The 14,995-nt window shown below is 62.7% G+C and carries 15 protein-coding genes; 7 read left to right on the top strand and 8 right to left on the bottom strand.

Features of this window, described 5'->3' with window-relative positions:
* Positions 1–70 precede the first annotated feature (70 nt).
* On the bottom strand, positions 71–1,156 hold the full coding sequence (locus F3H98_RS11935; RefSeq protein WP_149760385.1) for an AbrB family transcriptional regulator: 1,086 nt from the start codon (positions 1,154–1,156) through the stop codon (positions 71–73).
* A 6-nt stretch (positions 1,157–1,162) separates the two neighbouring features.
* Between F3H98_RS11935 and F3H98_RS11930 the strand changes: the two genes are divergently transcribed.
* Positions 1,163–1,798, top strand: coding sequence for a TY-Chap domain-containing protein (locus F3H98_RS11930; RefSeq protein WP_149760384.1), 636 nt, complete (start codon positions 1,163–1,165; stop codon positions 1,796–1,798).
* A 27-nt stretch (positions 1,799–1,825) separates the two neighbouring features.
* On the opposite strand, the gene F3H98_RS11925 is transcribed toward F3H98_RS11930, so the two are convergent.
* The 3 genes from F3H98_RS11925 to F3H98_RS11915 all read right to left on the bottom strand — a co-directional run bounded on the left by F3H98_RS11925 (position 1,826) and on the right by F3H98_RS11915 (position 6,126).
* Positions 1,826–2,737, bottom strand: a complete 912-nt coding sequence (locus tag F3H98_RS11925; RefSeq protein WP_149760383.1) for a cation diffusion facilitator family transporter — start codon at positions 2,735–2,737, stop codon at positions 1,826–1,828.
* 52 nt (positions 2,738–2,789) lie between these two features.
* Positions 2,790–4,979: an anthranilate synthase gene (locus F3H98_RS11920; RefSeq protein ID WP_149760382.1), complete on the bottom strand. Its 2,190-nt coding sequence runs from the start codon at positions 4,977–4,979 to the stop codon at positions 2,790–2,792.
* A gap of 262 nt (positions 4,980–5,241) precedes the next feature.
* Positions 5,242–6,126: a LysR substrate-binding domain-containing protein gene (locus F3H98_RS11915; protein WP_149760381.1), complete on the bottom strand. Its 885-nt coding sequence runs from the start codon at positions 6,124–6,126 to the stop codon at positions 5,242–5,244.
* 222 nt (positions 6,127–6,348) lie between these two features.
* On the opposite strand from F3H98_RS11915, the gene F3H98_RS11910 reads away from it, so the two are divergent.
* Positions 6,349–7,683, top strand: a complete 1,335-nt coding sequence (locus F3H98_RS11910) for a dicarboxylate/amino acid:cation symporter (RefSeq protein WP_149760380.1) — start codon at positions 6,349–6,351, stop codon at positions 7,681–7,683.
* Positions 7,684–7,772: 89 nt separating this feature from the next.
* Here the strand turns inward: F3H98_RS11910 and F3H98_RS11905 are convergent, their stop codons facing one another.
* From F3H98_RS11905 to F3H98_RS11895, 3 genes are read right to left on the bottom strand one after another with little or no spacing between them, the layout of a single operon-like run.
* A complete protein-coding gene (locus F3H98_RS11905; protein ID WP_149760379.1) occupies positions 7,773–9,152 on the bottom strand; it encodes an FAD-containing oxidoreductase in 1,380 nt (459 codons plus the stop codon).
* Positions 9,152–9,616, bottom strand: coding sequence for a DUF4126 domain-containing protein (locus F3H98_RS11900; protein WP_149760378.1), 465 nt, complete (start codon positions 9,614–9,616; stop codon positions 9,152–9,154). Before F3H98_RS11900 ends, F3H98_RS11905 begins: the two co-directional genes overlap by 1 nt.
* A 28-nt stretch (positions 9,617–9,644) precedes the next feature.
* Complete coding sequence (locus F3H98_RS11895; protein WP_149760377.1) at positions 9,645–9,872, bottom strand: hypothetical protein; 228 nt, start codon at positions 9,870–9,872, stop codon at positions 9,645–9,647.
* Here F3H98_RS11895 and F3H98_RS11890 point away from each other — a divergent pair.
* From F3H98_RS11890 to F3H98_RS11870, 5 genes are all read left to right on the top strand, one after another.
* Positions 9,871–10,656, top strand: a complete 786-nt coding sequence (locus F3H98_RS11890; RefSeq protein ID WP_149760376.1) for an SDR family NAD(P)-dependent oxidoreductase — start codon at positions 9,871–9,873, stop codon at positions 10,654–10,656. The genes F3H98_RS11895 and F3H98_RS11890 overlap by 2 nt on opposite strands.
* Before the next feature lie 103 nt (positions 10,657–10,759).
* The gene (locus F3H98_RS11885) at positions 10,760–11,527 is read left to right on the top strand and encodes an isocitrate lyase/PEP mutase family protein (protein ID WP_149760375.1); all 768 of its coding nucleotides are present in this window, start codon (positions 10,760–10,762) and stop codon (positions 11,525–11,527) included.
* Positions 11,528–11,564: 37 nt separating this feature from the next.
* Complete coding sequence (locus F3H98_RS11880) at positions 11,565–12,161, top strand: sugar O-acetyltransferase (protein WP_425294835.1); 597 nt, start codon at positions 11,565–11,567, stop codon at positions 12,159–12,161.
* Between the two features lie 284 nt (positions 12,162–12,445).
* A complete protein-coding gene (locus F3H98_RS11875) occupies positions 12,446–14,050 on the top strand; it encodes a hypothetical protein (RefSeq protein WP_149760373.1) in 1,605 nt (534 codons plus the stop codon).
* A gap of 196 nt (positions 14,051–14,246) precedes the next feature.
* The gene (locus tag F3H98_RS11870; protein WP_149760372.1) at positions 14,247–14,807 is read left to right on the top strand and encodes a DUF2380 domain-containing protein; all 561 of its coding nucleotides are present in this window, start codon (positions 14,247–14,249) and stop codon (positions 14,805–14,807) included.
* A 92-nt stretch (positions 14,808–14,899) separates the two neighbouring features.
* Here F3H98_RS11870 and F3H98_RS11865 read toward each other — a convergent pair.
* Positions 14,900–14,995 (bottom strand): formate--tetrahydrofolate ligase (locus tag F3H98_RS11865; protein WP_149760371.1); only part of this gene is annotated, 96 nt, incomplete at its 5' end.

Raw genomic sequence — 14,995 nt, 5'->3', positions numbered from 1 at the left:
ACCAAGCGGCGGTTTCGACGCGAACGGGCTTGCAGCCGACGGAAATGCAGCTTCTGGAAGGGGAGTTCGCTTACACCTTGACCAGCCGGGCGATCAGCCGGGCGATCGGCGGCCCCAGCACCAGGACGAACAGGAAGCGCGCCGTCTGCAGCGCCATGATGAACGAAATGTCGACCGTATCCGAAGCGGCCGCGATGATGGCGACCGAATCCATGCCGCCGGGGCTGGTCGCCAGATAGGCGGTCAGCGGATCGACGCCCAACTCGTGCGCAAGCACCCAGGCGAGCCCGCCGCAAAACGCCATTAGCGCGATGATGGAAAGCACGATCTGCGGCAGCGCCCGGGCTGCGTGTCGCAGGATGGTGCGGTTGAAATTCAGGCCGATCGTCCAGCCGATCAGCGTATAGGAAATCGCCCGCAGCCATTCCGGCAGCTGGAAATCGCTCAGTCCGCCAAGATGCAGCGCCGCCCCGACAATCAGCGCGCCGAGAAAATAAGGCGACGGCAGCCGCACCAGCCATCCTGCAAAACCGCCGACGAGCGCCACGCCGAGGGTTGCCGCGAAAGGTCCGGCCTCGATCGGCGGGAACCAGACCGTCGGCGGCGCCTCGATGCCGGAAGTGTCGACCCAGAGACGCGCGACCAGTGCCGCCGCGACGGTGACGAAGATCACCCGCAGATATTGCATGAAGGCGACCAGCCTCGCATCGGCCCCGAACGCGTCGGCCATCAGCACCATGGCGGTAGCCGCGCCCGGCGTCGAGCCCCACACGGCCGTGGTTCCGGGCAGTATCTTCCAGCGGCTGATCAGGTAGCCGAGGAAACTCGATGCGGTAACCGTCGCCACCACGGCGGCGAGAAACAGCGGCCAGTCGGCGGCGAAGGACGAGAAAATCTTCGGCGACAGCGACGACGCGATCAGCACGCCCACGATCGCTTGCGCAGCGGCGAAGCCGGCTTTCGGCGGGCGAACGGTCGCGCCATGGGTGCCGGCGACGATCGCCGCCAGCATCGGCCCGATCAGCAGGGCGGCGGGAAGTGCTGCGATCTCGAGCACGAAGGCGAAAAGGGCGGAAATGACCAGCAAAACCAGCCACTGCAGACCCGGCGGCTTGCCGGTCAGCGGTTCGCGTCGCGACGACTCGGCTGGTTCCATGGCGCCTTGGTAGCCGCAGTCGCCGCCGATTTAAACCCACCGGCCTGCATTCGCCGACACTTGCATATGTTCTCTTTTTGTTCTAAATCCAAAGTATCGGCTTGGGAGGGTTGGATGGTTGGGCTGTTTTGGATTGCCGCAGCAATATGGTTGATCATGTCGGCGATTGTTCCGGCATGCGCAGACGATCTTCAGAAATTTGTCCGGATGCATCACTGCCCGATTGCCGAACGGCTGGAAATTATCCATCGGGTCAGCCGGGCGGGTGACATGAACCGTTTCATCGCGGTAAATCTGCCCGGCTTCAATCAGAGCTATGTCCAGTGCCTGTTCCTCGACGATGACGGCCAGTTGGTTTGCGAAGCCGCGTCGGGCTACTACGCACATGGAGAAGACGAGCCAAGAACCCGTTTCCTGCCGGCCGCATCCATCGCCGCCCTCTCCGATCTCGGCTTTGCAACCGACCATAGCGAAGGAAACTATTACCTTATGGTCACTGCGGTTGAACGGCAGGACTTCGCCGAAGTCGCCGAGTTGCTGCTTTCGGCGCTTTATTCCGGCTATGGAGTGCGGCCCTGGATAGCCGTCGAAATCGTCGCACCTCTGGCACCGGAGGTTTCCCAATGCACACCGGTCGGATGATGCCGCTGGATGCAAGCTTAATGCGCCCTAGGCGAAAGGCACCGCCGTGGTGCCGAGCGGCAGCTTCGCCTCGTCGTCCGGCTCGACATGGATGGTGACGCGCACGCTGGGGATTTCGGCCTTTAGCGCGTCCTCGATGCGGTCGCAGATCACATGGCTTTCCCGCACCGCCATGTCGCCGTCGACGATGAGGTGAAATTCGATGAAGGTGGCGCGGCCGGCGATGCGCGTCTTGAGGTCGTGCACCTCCAAGGCGCCCTTGCAATTGGTCGAGATGATGTCGCGGATGCGCATGTTCTCGTCCGTGTCGACCGCCATGTCCATCAGCCCGCCGATCGATGAACCGATCACCTTCCAGCCCTGCCACAGGATGTTGAGGGCGACGACGACGGCAAGCAGTGGATCGAGGATCGTCCAGCCGGTGACGACGGCGCCAATCAATCCGGCGATCACGCCCACAGAAGTGAACACGTCGGTCATGATGTGGTGGCCATCGGCGACCAGCGCCGGCGAACGCTCCGCCCGCCCGACGCGGATAAGGATCAGCGCCCAGATTGCGTTGATTGCCGAAGCGAAGCCGTTGACCGCCAGTCCCGTCCAGGGCTGTTCGAGCACGCCCGGCGCCTGCCAGGCCCGCCACACCGCGGCCAGGATCAGCAGCGCCGCCACGACGATCAGCACGCCTTCCAGCACTGCCGAAAAATATTCGGCCTTGTGATGGCCGAATGGGTGGCCCCGGTCGGCCGGCTTGTGGCTGATGCGGATCGCATAGAGTGCCGCGCCCGACGCGATCACATTGACGATCGATTCCAGCGCGTCGGAATAGAGCGCCACCGACCCGGTGATCCACCATGCGAACGCCTTCAGCGCCAGGACGGCCAGGGCGATGATGATCGACCAGGCGGCGAGTGTCGCGACTTTCTGCTTGGAGTCCGACATGGCTAGCTTTCTTCTCCCCGCAAACGGGGAGAAGGAAAAGGTAGATCGATCATCACGCCGCTTTTTCCCTGGCCTTGCGCGGCATGTGCGCGACGACGTTCTCGATCATCCGCATGCCCGCATTGTGGCCCAGCGTCATGATCGATTCGGGATGGAATTGCACGGCCGCAATCGGCTCCTTGTCGTGCTCGAAGGCCATGATCACGCCGTCTTCCGTCTGCGCGGTGACGATGAAACCCGCCGGCAGCCGCACCGGATCGGCGAAGATCGAGTGATAGCGGCCGACGGTGACTTCCTTCGGCAGGCCGGAAAAGATGATTCCGGGCTTCGATACCCGGATGCGCGACGGCTTGCCGTGCATCGGAATATGCAATTGCCTGAGTTCGCCGCCATAGGCTTCAGCCAGCGCCTGCAGGCCGAGGCAGACGCCGAAGATTGGCAGGCCGCGGTCGCGGGCCTTCCTGATGGTGGCGGCGCAATCGAAATCCTTCGGCGTGCCGGGTCCCGGCGACAGGACGACCAGATCGGGTTTCAGCCGGTCGAATAGCTCTTCGGCCACTGGCGTGCGCACCGTCGAGACCGTGGCGCCGGTCTGGCGGAAATAGTTGGCGAGCGTGTGGACGAAGGAATCCTCGTGGTCGACAAGCAAGATGTTGACCCCCTCCCCCACGAGCGCTGACTGATGTTCGGCGGCGGCGGCATTGCCGGCGCGCGCATCGCGAATGGCGGAGATCATGGCGGAGGCTTTCAACTCGGTCTCGGCTTCTTCTTCTTCCGGCACGGAATCATAAAGCAAGGTAGCGCCGGCGCGAACTTCGGCGATGCCCTCCTTTATGCGGATGGTGCGCAGCGTCAGCCCTGTGTTCAGGTCGCCGTTGAAATGCACCATGCCTATGGCGCCGCCGTACCAGGCGCGCGGGCTCTTCTCGTTCTGCTCGATGAAGCGCATCGCCCACAGCTTCGGCGCTCCGGTCACGGTGACCGCCCAGGCGTGGCTCAAAAACGCGTCGAACGCGTCCATGCCTTCGCGCAGCCGCCCCTCGATATGATCGACCGTGTGGATCAGCCGCGAGTACATCTCGATCTGCCGCCGCCCGATCACCCGCACCGAGCCCGGCTCGCACACCCGGCTCTTGTCGTTGCGGTCGACGTCGGAGCACATGGTCAGCTCGGATTCGTCCTTCTTGGAATTGAGCAGCTTCAAAATCTGCTCCGAATCCGAGATGGCGTCCTCGCCGCGCTTGATTGTCCCCGAAATCGGGCACGTCTCCACCCGGCGCCCGTTGACCCGCACGAACATTTCCGGCGAGGCGCCGATCAGGTATTCGCCTTCGCCGAGATTGATAAAGAAGGAATAGGGCGACGGGTTGATCGCTTTCAGCCGCCGGCAGATCTCCGAGGGCAGGCTTTCGCAGCGCTCGTAGAACATCTGCCCCGGCACCACCTCGAACAGGTCGCCGCGCCGGAAGCTCTCCTTCGCCTTCTCGACCAGGCTGGCATATTCGCCGGGCTCGTGGTCGCCGCGCGGCGGAATGCGGTCGGCCGGCTTGAAGGGCTCCTCAGCCCGCTCCCGCGGCAGGTTTTCGGTCGAAAAACCGTCGCCGGCGTAGTCATAGCGGTCGTGCCAGGCCTTCGCCGAATAGTGGTCGACGACGAGGATCTCGTCGGGCAGGAAAAGCACCAGGTCGCGCTGGCTCTCCTGGCGGGTCAGCACGTGCTCGACCGGGTCGAACTGAAAGGCGAGATCGTAGCCGAACGCCCCGTAGAGGCCGAGATTGGCGTCCTGGTCCGTCTTGAACAGGTTGGTGATGACGCGCAGCACCGTAAACACCGACGGCACGCGGCTGCGTTCTTCTTCGGTGAAGGCGCGGCCAGGTTCGGCAATCTTCAAGGCCAGGCGGCGCTTGGTCGTCTGGGTCAGCGTGACGTCCTTCTCGGCCAGTATGGCCAGCGCGATCGTCGGCAGCATGGCCTCGCCGCGTGTATTGAGCGCCTCGATCCGCATGGCGCGGCCGCGCGCCGAAATCACCACCGGCGGATCGATGATGGCGGTGTCCCAGCGCGTATAGCGGCCGGGATATTCGTAGTTTGAGGAAAACACCGCGCCGCGTCGGGTGTTCAGCCCGTCGATATAGGCCTCTATGGCGCCGTGATATGGCGTTTCGTGGCGCTGCCGGGTGATCGCGACGCCGCCTGCGGTGACAAACCGTTCGGCGCCGTTTTCAAGCAGTTCGACTGTCATTCCCGTCTCCATCCGTTCCCAGGCAGGGATCCGGAAAGCCAGCTGAAAAGAAAAAGGCCGCCCGGAAATCCGTTGCGGCCATTCTGAAATCCACGCGCACGCGCTTCGAAGGCCGCTGTCAGCTGGCCCACCACCACAGGTTCTTGTTCGAAGGCGTGTTCATGGCAAATTCCATAGCGGCGAATGAGGGAGGGAGCAAGCGGGATTTGCGGGAGCGGGTCCGAAGTTGCCCCTGTACACCGCGCAATGCCTTGCGCCGGAGCTAGGCGACGGGGTTCAGAACATTGCGCGCCAGCCGGACCAACCGCTCCACGACCTCCGAGCGGTCCGGCCGGTACATCATCTCCACATCGGCGATCGGCGTCGGACTTTTGAGAGGCCGGTAGAGGACCCCTGGCCGCGAAAGCCTCTTTACGCTTTCAGGTACGAGTGCGACGCCGAGACCAGCCGCTACCAAACTCGTCAGCGAATAGGATTCGACCACCTCGTGCGATATGCGCGGCATGAAGCCCGCTTCGATGCAGCAATCCTGGAGATATCGCGCAAAGCGCGAGTCACTGAGGCGAAGGAAGACGAGGTTTTGATCTTTCAGCGCCGACAGCGGTAGTTGCCGGTATCTTGCCAGCGGATGCGCTTCGGGCAACACGACGCCGACATTTTCATGCCACGCGAGCTCGGTGATGAGATTCGGCTCGTGACGTGGCCGTCTTATGAAGCTGATGTCGATGCGGTGGTTAAGCAGCGCCGTCTGCTGCTCCAGTGGCCCCATTTCGTGAATGCGGACCACGACACCGGGATGCCGTTCGCCGAAGGCAGCGATGAGTTCGGCCAGCGATCCGAGAAGCACCGATCCGGTGGTGCCGATGTTGATGAGGCCAACCTGCCCGGAACCGATCGCCCGTGTCTGCAGGGCCGCTTGCTCGGCTTGAATGAGAATGGCGCGGGCTTGCTCCAGCAATCCTGCGCCGGCAGCGGTAAGTTCCACGCGGCGGCTGGTCCGTTCGAAAAGTGCCGTCCCCAGTTCGTCCTCCAGATCCTTGATTTGCTGGCTCAAAGGCGGCTGCGAGATGCCCAGCCGGCCGGCGGCTGCCGTGAAACTGAGTTCCTCGGCAACCGCTACGAAGTACCGGAGATGCCGCAACTCCACTTCGCTACCTTCAATATCCAAAACATCTTGATCTAACCAAACAATATATTGGACCTATGGACCCAAGTCGATGCATGATGTGACACCCCGCGAGAAAGCGTTCTGTCGCGCGGGCGAAACGCGCGGTCGGCATGCAAGGGAGACCGCGTCGAAGACAGAAGCTCCGTCCAAACACAGGCGAGACAAGAAGCCGATCAACGGCCGCCAATCAGAGGAGAACACATGCCTAACTTTCTGAAATCACTCTTCGGCCAGGTGGTCGTAGCGCTCGTACTCGGCGTGCTGGTCGGCGTCATGTGGCCCGACTTTGCGGCCCAGTTGAAACCGCTCGGCGACGGTTTCATCAAGCTTATCAAGATGATCATCGCGCCGCTGGTGTTCGGTGTGGTGGTCCACGGTGTCGTGGGCGCCGGCGATTTGAGAAAAGTCGGCCGGGTCGGCGTGAAGGCTATCATCTACTTCGAGGTGGTAACGACCATCGCTCTGGTTCTGGGCCTCGTCGTCGCCTACGCCTTCGCGCCTGGTGCCGGCATGAACATCGATCCCGCGACCCTCGACGCAAGCGCGATGAGTACCTACACGGAGAGAGTCAGCCAAGTCACCGGCACCGTCGATTTCCTGCTGCGGATCATACCGACCACCGTCGTCGATGCCTTTGCGAAGGGCGATATCCTTCAGGTCCTGCTCATCGCGATCCTGTTCGGCGCCGGCCTGTCGCTGCTCGGCGAACGCGGCCAGCCGGTCGCCAACTTCATCGGGCTGACGACCGAAGTCCTTTTCAAGGTCATCGGTTTCATCGTCAGGCTCGCGCCGATTGGCGTGTTCGGAGCGATCGCCTTCACGGTCGGCAAATACGGCATCGCGTCGCTGCAGCAACTCGGCTATCTCGTCGCGCTGTTCTATATGAGCGTCATTATCTTCGTGTTCGGCGTACTCGGCCTGATACTCAAAATTGCAGGCTTCAGCCTTATCAAGCTGCTGGCATATCTGCGCGAAGAACTCACGATCGTGCTCGGCACCGCATCCTCCGACAGTGTGCTGCCCCAGGTCATGCGCAAGCTGGAACGGCTGGGCATCAAGGACTCGACGGTCGGCCTGGTCATTCCAACGGGCTACTCCTTCAATCTTGACGCCTTCTCGATCTATCTGACGCTGGCGGCGGTGTTCATTGCGCAAGCAACCAACACGCCGCTTTCGACCGGCGACCTTCTGGTCATCCTTGGCGTGTCGCTGTTGACGTCGAAAGGCGCCCATGGCGTGCCCGGATCGGCGATCGTCGTCCTTGCAGCCACGCTGTCGGCGTTGCCCGTCATTCCTGCCATCGGCCTTGTACTGGTGCTTTCGGTCGACTGGTTCATGGGAATGGCGCGAGCGCTCGGCAACCTGATCGGCAACTGCGTAGCCACCGTGGTGGTGGCAGCGTGGGAAGGCGACATCGATCGCGAACGCGCCAACCGCGTTCTCAACGGAGATCTGACCACGTCAACAGACGAGATCCTGGTCGACAGCGAGGCAGAAGCCGTCATCGGCCAGCCTGGAATCTCGACTGCCCATTGAAACCGGCCCACCGGGCATGGTTGGCAATATTGATCCGAGGGCGGCCTTGGCCGTTCTCGGATTTCCCGGATCCCGGCGATACCTGGCTCTCAGGCCAGCGGCTTCAGGTCTCCCAGCACCGTCGGGATCAGTTCGGAAACCGTCGGATGGACGTGCATCGCCCTCTGGATCACCGTGTAGGGCGCCTTCGCGTACATCACGTCGAGGATGCCATGCACGACCTCATCGCCGCCGGTGCCGAGGATAGCCGCACCCAGCAATTCCTTGGTGTCGGCATCGACCAGCACCTTCATGAAACCCCATGTCTCGCCCTTTTCCACGGCGCGGCCGACATTCTTCATCAGTCTTTTGCCGACAAGCACCCGCCGGCCCGAATTCCTCGCCTCGGCCTCGGTCATGCCGGCGCGGCCAAGCGGCGGATCGACGAACAGCCCGTAGGTGGAAATCCGGTCGCTCACGCGGCGTGGATCGTTGTCGAACAGGTTGGCCGCGACGATCTCGAAATCGTTGTAGGCGGTGTGGGTGAAGGCGCCCTTGCCGTTGCAGTCGCCAAGCGCCCAGATGCCGTCGATGTTGGTGCGCAACTGGTCGTCGACCGTGATATAGCCGCGCGCATCCACCGCCACGCCCGCCTTTTCCAGGCCGAGATCGTCGGTGTTGGGCTGCCGGCCCATGGCAAGCAGTACATGCGATCCCATCTCTTCCGGCGCGCCGGTCGTGCAGTCGACGCCAACGGCGATCTCCTTCCCATGCGGCGCGAAGCGGATGCATTCGGCGTTGAGCCTGATCCGGATGCCTTCGGCCTCCAGGAATTCCTTGATCGTGGCCGAAACGTCCTCGTCCTCGCGGCCGATCAGCCGCGGGCCCTTTTCCACCACGGTCACCTCGGCGCCGAAACGCCGATAGATCTGCGCGAACTCCAGCCCGATATAGCTGCCGCCCACCACCACCAGATGTTTGGGCAGCGTCTCCAGGTCGAGGATCGTGCTGTTGGTCAGGTATTCGATGTCCTTGATGCCTGGCAGGTCGGGCGTCGACGCACGCCCGCCGACATTGAGGAAGATGCGGTCGGCGGTGATTAACTCGCCGTTGATGCTGACCGAGCGCGCCGATTCCAGCCGCGCATGGCCCCTGAGCAGCGTGCAGCCCTTCATGGAGCCCAGCCATCTCTCGTTGCCGTTGCGCGAACTATTGACCACCGCGTCCTTGCGCGCCTTCGCCTTTTTCATGTCGATGCCGACCGTTCCGCCGCCGAGCGTCACGCCATAATCGTCGGCGTGGCGGGCGAGGTGCGCGGCATAGGCGCTGGCCACCAGCGTCTTGGTCGGCTTGCAGCCTGTGTTGACACAGGTGCCGCCGACATGGTGGCGCTCGATGATGGCGACGGTCATGCCGGCATCGGTCAGCCGGCCCGCCAGCGATGGTCCGGCCTGTCCGGTGCCAACAATGATGGCGTCGAACTTTGTCATCACACGACCGCCGAGACGATCCACAACGCTCCGAGGATCGCCACGGCGTCCTCGATCAGCGCTGCCGGCAGGTCCTTGCCGAACGTGCCGGCAAGCCGCGCCCGCGCCTCGGCGCCGCCATAGGTGCCGATCACCGCGCCGATGACGCCAGCGATAAGCCCGACCAGCATTGCGCCGCCGGCCGTGCCGATGACGGCCCCGGATAGCGCTCCGGTAACGATGCGGGCGCCGAATTGCTGCGGCACCTTGCGGCTCGGCGTCGATGGCAGCTGGTCGGTGACCAGTTCGGCCAGTGCGGCGATGGTGAAGATCGCCACGGCGATCCAGTGCCCCACGAAGCCTGCCCAGGTGCCGGCGACCGGCAGCCAGCCAAGATAGGCCGCCCATGCCACCGCCGCTGGCGCGGTCATGGCGCGCAGGCCGGCGATGATTCCAATCAGAAGCGCAAAGATGAATATCGACATTTTTCCCCTCAACCGGCTGCTTGCCAGATCAACGGCTCGCACGCGTCGGCAGATCGCTCTCGTCGGCAAGCACTGTCGCGCCGGATTTCTTGAAGATGTCTGTCCCGGTCGCGTGGATCAAGCTAGCCGAGGCAGAAAAAATAGGCCAGCGCTTGGCAAGACTTCCCAGCCAATAATATGCAGCCGCCGCTGTTGACGCAGCCAGCGCCTTGCCCGCATCGTATCGTCTCCCGCATTTGCCGGAGACAGCAATCATGCCCAGCCAGAATTCAGCGCTCTCGATTCCCGATCTCGCCGGCAAGGCGGTGCTGGTCACCGGCGGCTCCACAGGCATCGGGGCTGCCCTTGCCGAAGCCTACGCCGCACAGAAATGCCTGGTCGGCCTGCACTACAACCAGAGCCGCGAGGCCGCCGAAAAGCTCACCGCAAAAATCCGCGACGCCGGCGGCGAGGTCTTCCTTGTGCAGGGCGACTTTTCGGTCAGCGCCGATGTCGTGCGCGTCGTCGAGGAGACCGCTGAAAAATTCGAACGCCTCGACGGGCTGGTCAACAATGCCGGCGGCATGCTCGGCCGCATTCCCTACAGCGAACTCACCGACGCGCACTACGACAAGGTCATGGACCTCAACGCCCGCTCCGTGGTCACCGCTTGCCGCACCGCCCTGCCCTGGTTGAAGAAGAACGGCGGCTTCATCGTCAACACCACGTCTGTCGCCGCGCGCAACGGCGCCGGCGGCGGCGCCGGGCTCTACGGCTCGGCCAAATCCTTCGTTTCAAACGTCACGCGCGGCCTCGCCAAGGAACTTGTCAACGACAACATCCGCGTCAACGCGGTGGCCCCGGGCCTCGTTCTGACGCCCTTCCACGAACGCTGGACAACGCCTGAACAAATGAAGATGCAGGTCGCCGGCGTCCCGATGGGCCGCGCCGCAGAGCCTCAGGAATGCGTCGGCGCCTATCTGTTCCTATCTTCCGCGATACTGTCCGGCTACATCACTGGCCAGGTCATCGAGGTGAACGGCGGCCAGCTTATGCCGTGAGGCGTGGCCATCCCGCCATTGCTTGCTGCCCCTACCGAAACGCCTCTTCCCGGCGGTAATCTGCCGTCGAAAGAAATTCGAGCAGCGAGACGAGGCAGACACCATGAGCGACCAGATCGAACGCGCCCGCACATTCCACGCCTTGCACGTCAAGGGCGATCCGGTCGTCCTCTACAATGTCTGGGACCCGGGCAGCGCAAAGATCGTCGAGAAGGCCGGCGCCAGGGCGATCGCCACCGGCAGCTGGCCGGTCGCCGCGGCCTTCGGCTTCGCCGACGCCGAAAAGATCCCACTCGATCTCGCGCTCGACAATTTTCGCCGCATCGTGGCCGCGGTCGAGCTTCCCGCCACCATGGACCTGGAAGGCGGCTACGGCGTCGAACCGCAGGTCGTCGCCAAGACCATCACGCGGGCGCTTGAGGCCGGCGCCGTCGGTTTCAACTTCGAGGACCAGATCGTCGGCGGCAGCGGCCTGCACGATATCGCCCTGCAAGTGAAACGCATCGAGGCAACGGCCGCAGCGGTCAAGGCTTCCGGCGTCCCCGCCTTCATCAACGCCCGCACCGACATCTTCCTCAAGGCCAAGCCCGACGAACACAGCGAGGCGTTGCTCGACGCGGTCGAGCGCGCGCATGCCTACGAAAAGGCTGGCGCGCATGGTTTCTTCGCGCCGGGCCTGGGCAACGAGGCGTTGATCGAAAAACTCTGCAAGGCAACCGCGCTGCCGGTCAACATCATCGCGCTTGCCCATGTGCCGCCACGCCAGCGCCTGGCCGAACTCGGAGTCGCCCGCGTCAGCCATGGCCCGGTGCCCTACCGCCAGATGACCGAATGGCTGGAGGAGAAGGCGCGGCAGGCGATCTCCGGCTGACCGGACCTTCTGCGGTGTTTGCACGGCCGCACAATCTATGGTTCGCATTGCTCGCGACGATAGCGGAGACCATGCCTTGGACTTGAGCGAACGGCAGAAAATGGCGGCTGGCGACTGGTATTGCTGCGTCGATGATGAACTGGAGGCGCTGCGCGTCGTTGCCCGCCGCGCCCTGCACGAACACAACACCATGGACCCGGACCGGCGCGGCAGCATGGGTCCGGCCCTCGCCGCCCTGCTGGGTTCTGTTGGTCAACACGCGCGCATCGAGGCGCCGTTCCATTGCGCCTACGGCTTCAACATCAGCCTCGGCGAACGCACGTTCCTCAACGCCGGCTGCACCATCCTCGACACAGCACAGGTCCGCATCGGTTCGCGCACGCTGCTAGGCCCGAACGTGCAGATCTATTGCGCCGAGCATCACAAGGACGCCGCGCAACGCCTGAAGGGCCTGGAGATCGCCCGGCCGGTGACCATCGGCAACGATGTCTGGGTCGGCGGCGCGGCGATCATTCTGGCCGGCGTCACAATTGGCGACGGCGCAATCGTTGGCGCAGGCTCGGTGGTGACGCGGGATGTTCCGGCCCATGCGACGGTCGTCGGCAACCCGGCACGGCCGGCTCGCGGGAGCTGAGCCTCCACGGGGCAGCACGTCGGGCGGTGCGCAACGAGGCTTCCGACCGTCATTTCAGGCACCGCCACGTACTGAAAGCAAAGAAAGGGGACTGTGAGAAACTTCACATCCTCTGGAAAGAAATATAGCTATAATGTTTGTTTAAAATAGTTTCTCATAAGTTACTTTCATGTACTGACGTCCAATATTTCGTGATTTAAGTTTTCTTGGGAAAGCAGTCGCGATGCCGCATGGATGGAAGTTGATCGTACTGTTGTCTGCAATTGCGATTGCCTTGCTCGGGCGTGTCGCGCTTGCACAGGTGCCGCCGCACGCTCCGGGCACCATCTGTTTCACGCCAACCTTCTGGTGCTGGGCCAACCCGCCGGGGCCGCCCGGCGCGCCGTGCGGCTGCCTGTCGCCCAACGGGTACGTCCGGGGCGAGTTGGGCTGATCCTTGGGGGGAAGTTATGCCGGCTGACCCAAACATTGTCGAACTTGTCGACGACGCCAAACTCCTCGCTTCCTATTTTCGCAAGATCGGCGACCAGAGAAGCGGTGAGTTGCTCACGCGCGTGTCCGCGATAGAAAAAGCCGGGATCAACAGGGTTTCGATGGGCGACCCCAACGTCGTTCAGCTCAACGCCCTCTTCACGAGCTTCGTGTCGACATTGCCGGCCGGGGCTGTGTTGAACCTCCGTTCGTCCGGTGGAATCTTTGTCAAAATCGACCGCAAGAAATCCGTTTGGCTGGCCACGCTGGTTCTCGCCTCCATCTTCTTCATGTTCGTCGTCGGTCAGTTGACGCACATCTACAACCGAGGCGTCGACCTCGCAGCCGACCTCGCGGCGCTGGAAGCACAAAAACCCCTGCAGAAATTCGGCATTCTGGAGCGCAATCTGCTCTATGCCGAGGCAAGGCTGGAGGATGGCTCGAGCGCAAACATCACAACCGCCGCGACCGGCGACAAGCCGGGAAAGTCGATCAATTCCGCCGCCGTCATGAAAGGCATCATTTCACCGCCCAGCGATCCGGTGGACAATCAATACCGCCTGGCCCAGGAGGCTTCTCAACAGTATGTGGCGGAACTCACCGAACTGGATCAGAAGATAAACGCCCTGGAAGCGGAAACGCGCGACTTTCAGAAGCAGGCGACCTATCCGTTCATGGGAATGGAAACGATGTCGTCGTGGCTGAACCGCACGTCGACCCGCTGGGCCTGCCTTTTGCTCCAACGGCCGGTGCAACTCGTAGCCGCCGCCTCGGGCGCGCCGAAGGATGCAGGCAAGGTCACGACGCGCAGCCGTTCGAATTGCGATTCCCTGCCACAGGCAAGCAATGGCTACGGCTACTCTCCCCGTTTTGTCGGCATGCGCAATACGTTCTGCAACGACATTGGCAGGTTTGAGAACGGCTCTTCAGAAGCAATAGATAACCTGCCGCCAATCATAAAGGCCTCGCTGGAGGATCGTTTCGGCATCGACGTCATGAAAGTTATCGATCTCAACTGCAAGCTTGGCCTGAATTACTATTCGGATTCGGTCCCGTTCATTTCGGTGCTGAGCAAGCCCGTCTCCAGCATAATTTCGTTTTACTCATTCATGGTTCTGCCGTGCCTCTTCGGGGCGTTCGGCGCACTCATGTACTATATGAGGCGCGTGCTCGATCCGCGCGCCGTTGACCCGTCGCTTACCCGGACCCTGCATCGCGTGGCATTGGGCGCGCTTTCCGGAATGATTTTGGCATGGCTCTGGAACGGCATGTTCAACGCCAACGAAGACTTCAGGGCGGTAGGACTGGGCGTCTTCGCGCTTGCCTTCGTGTTTGGCTTTAGCATCGACGTTTTCTTCGTGTTTCTCGACAGGCTTGTCCGGTTGTCGACGGACGCCGTCAATCGGATCGGCGCCTGACATCTCGGGGCGATCCGACCTGGCAGACCGTGGCCCGCATGCGCCTGTAGTTCAGGCCTGAGGGCCAAGCCCGACCGCGCGTCTCCTTCCAATGGACAAGCCGGCCTTGATTGTCTTCGACAAGGGCCGCTCCTAAGCTCGGTTGTCGCTGCGGCGGGCCGTGCGGTCCAGTCGGCTGCCGCGTCGGGAGGCTATCATGGACAGCCGTGTTTTGCCGGACGGGAGAAACCAGGCGCCGGCCAGAGCCTGGAGAACGGCGCTCGCATGGACGATCGCAACCATATTCGTCCTTTTTGCCGTATCCTCACCGAAGGCTGAGACCCGCGAAAATCGCCCTTCGCTGGCGCTTGCCGGTTTCTTCCTGGTCGATTCATCGGGCGAACTGCGCGACCAGAAGGCCGAGCATGCTGCACGCCTGCAGCGCTTCGACGACATCCTGCACGAAGAGCTTTCGAAGAGCGGCCGGTTCACGCTGGCGGACATGGAATGCCCAGAGCCGCGCTGCACCAGGGAGACGCTGACCCTCGACCAGCTTGCCGGCTACGCCAGGGATGCGGGCGCGCGGTTCGTCGCCGTTGGCGCCGTCGAGAAGATGAGCACGCTGGTTCTATGGTCGCGTCTCGAGGTCTACGAAGTGTCGACGAGGAAGCTGGTCTTCAACAGCCTGCTCACCTTCCGCGGCGACAATGACGAGGCGTGGAGACGGGCGGCGCGTTATGCCGCCCGAGAATTGATCAGGAGCGTCTCGAAACCGTAAGCCTGTCGGGCGCCCGATTCCGGCCTGACCAGAAACGGCGCCGTGTGGCGCCGTTTCGGTAATTTTTCAGGCAGTTTCCAGAGGCTGTTTGATTAGAACAGCCCTTCGATCTGTCCTTTGCCGTTGAGGAAGATCTTTTCGGATGAGGGTGTTTTGGGCAGGCCTGGCATGGTCATCACCTCGCCGCA

This window comes from Neomesorhizobium albiziae (genome assembly GCF_900114255.1).
Classification (GTDB): domain Bacteria; phylum Pseudomonadota; class Alphaproteobacteria; order Rhizobiales; family Rhizobiaceae; genus Neomesorhizobium; species Neomesorhizobium albiziae.
The sequence above is the reverse complement of the archived record's forward strand: the minus strand, read 5'-3'. Positions and strand labels throughout refer to the sequence as shown.

Bases quoted from the DNA above. Each gene is read 5' to 3' on its own strand.
- F3H98_RS11935 (WP_149760385.1), bottom strand. From the start codon at position 1,156: ATGGAACCAGCCGAGTCGTCGCGACGCGAACCGCTGACCGGCAAGCCG.
- F3H98_RS11925 (WP_149760383.1), bottom strand. From the start codon at position 2,737: ATGTCGGACTCCAAGCAGAAAGTCGCGACACTCGCCGCCTGGTCGATC.
- F3H98_RS11920 (WP_149760382.1), bottom strand. From the start codon at position 4,979: ATGACAGTCGAACTGCTTGAAAACGGCGCCGAACGGTTTGTCACCGCA.
- F3H98_RS11910 (WP_149760380.1), top strand. From the start codon at position 6,349: ATGCCTAACTTTCTGAAATCACTCTTCGGCCAGGTGGTCGTAGCGCTC.
- F3H98_RS11905 (WP_149760379.1), bottom strand. From the start codon at position 9,152: ATGACAAAGTTCGACGCCATCATTGTTGGCACCGGACAGGCCGGACCA.
- F3H98_RS11900 (WP_149760378.1), bottom strand. From the start codon at position 9,616: ATGTCGATATTCATCTTTGCGCTTCTGATTGGAATCATCGCCGGCCTG.
- F3H98_RS11890 (WP_149760376.1), top strand. From the start codon at position 9,871: ATGCCCAGCCAGAATTCAGCGCTCTCGATTCCCGATCTCGCCGGCAAG.
- F3H98_RS11895 (WP_149760377.1), bottom strand. From the start codon at position 9,872: ATGATTGCTGTCTCCGGCAAATGCGGGAGACGATACGATGCGGGCAAG.
- F3H98_RS11885 (WP_149760375.1), top strand. From the start codon at position 10,760: ATGAGCGACCAGATCGAACGCGCCCGCACATTCCACGCCTTGCACGTC.
- F3H98_RS11880 (WP_425294835.1), top strand. From the start codon at position 11,565: ATGGTTCGCATTGCTCGCGACGATAGCGGAGACCATGCCTTGGACTTG.
- F3H98_RS11870 (WP_149760372.1), top strand. From the start codon at position 14,247: ATGGACAGCCGTGTTTTGCCGGACGGGAGAAACCAGGCGCCGGCCAGA.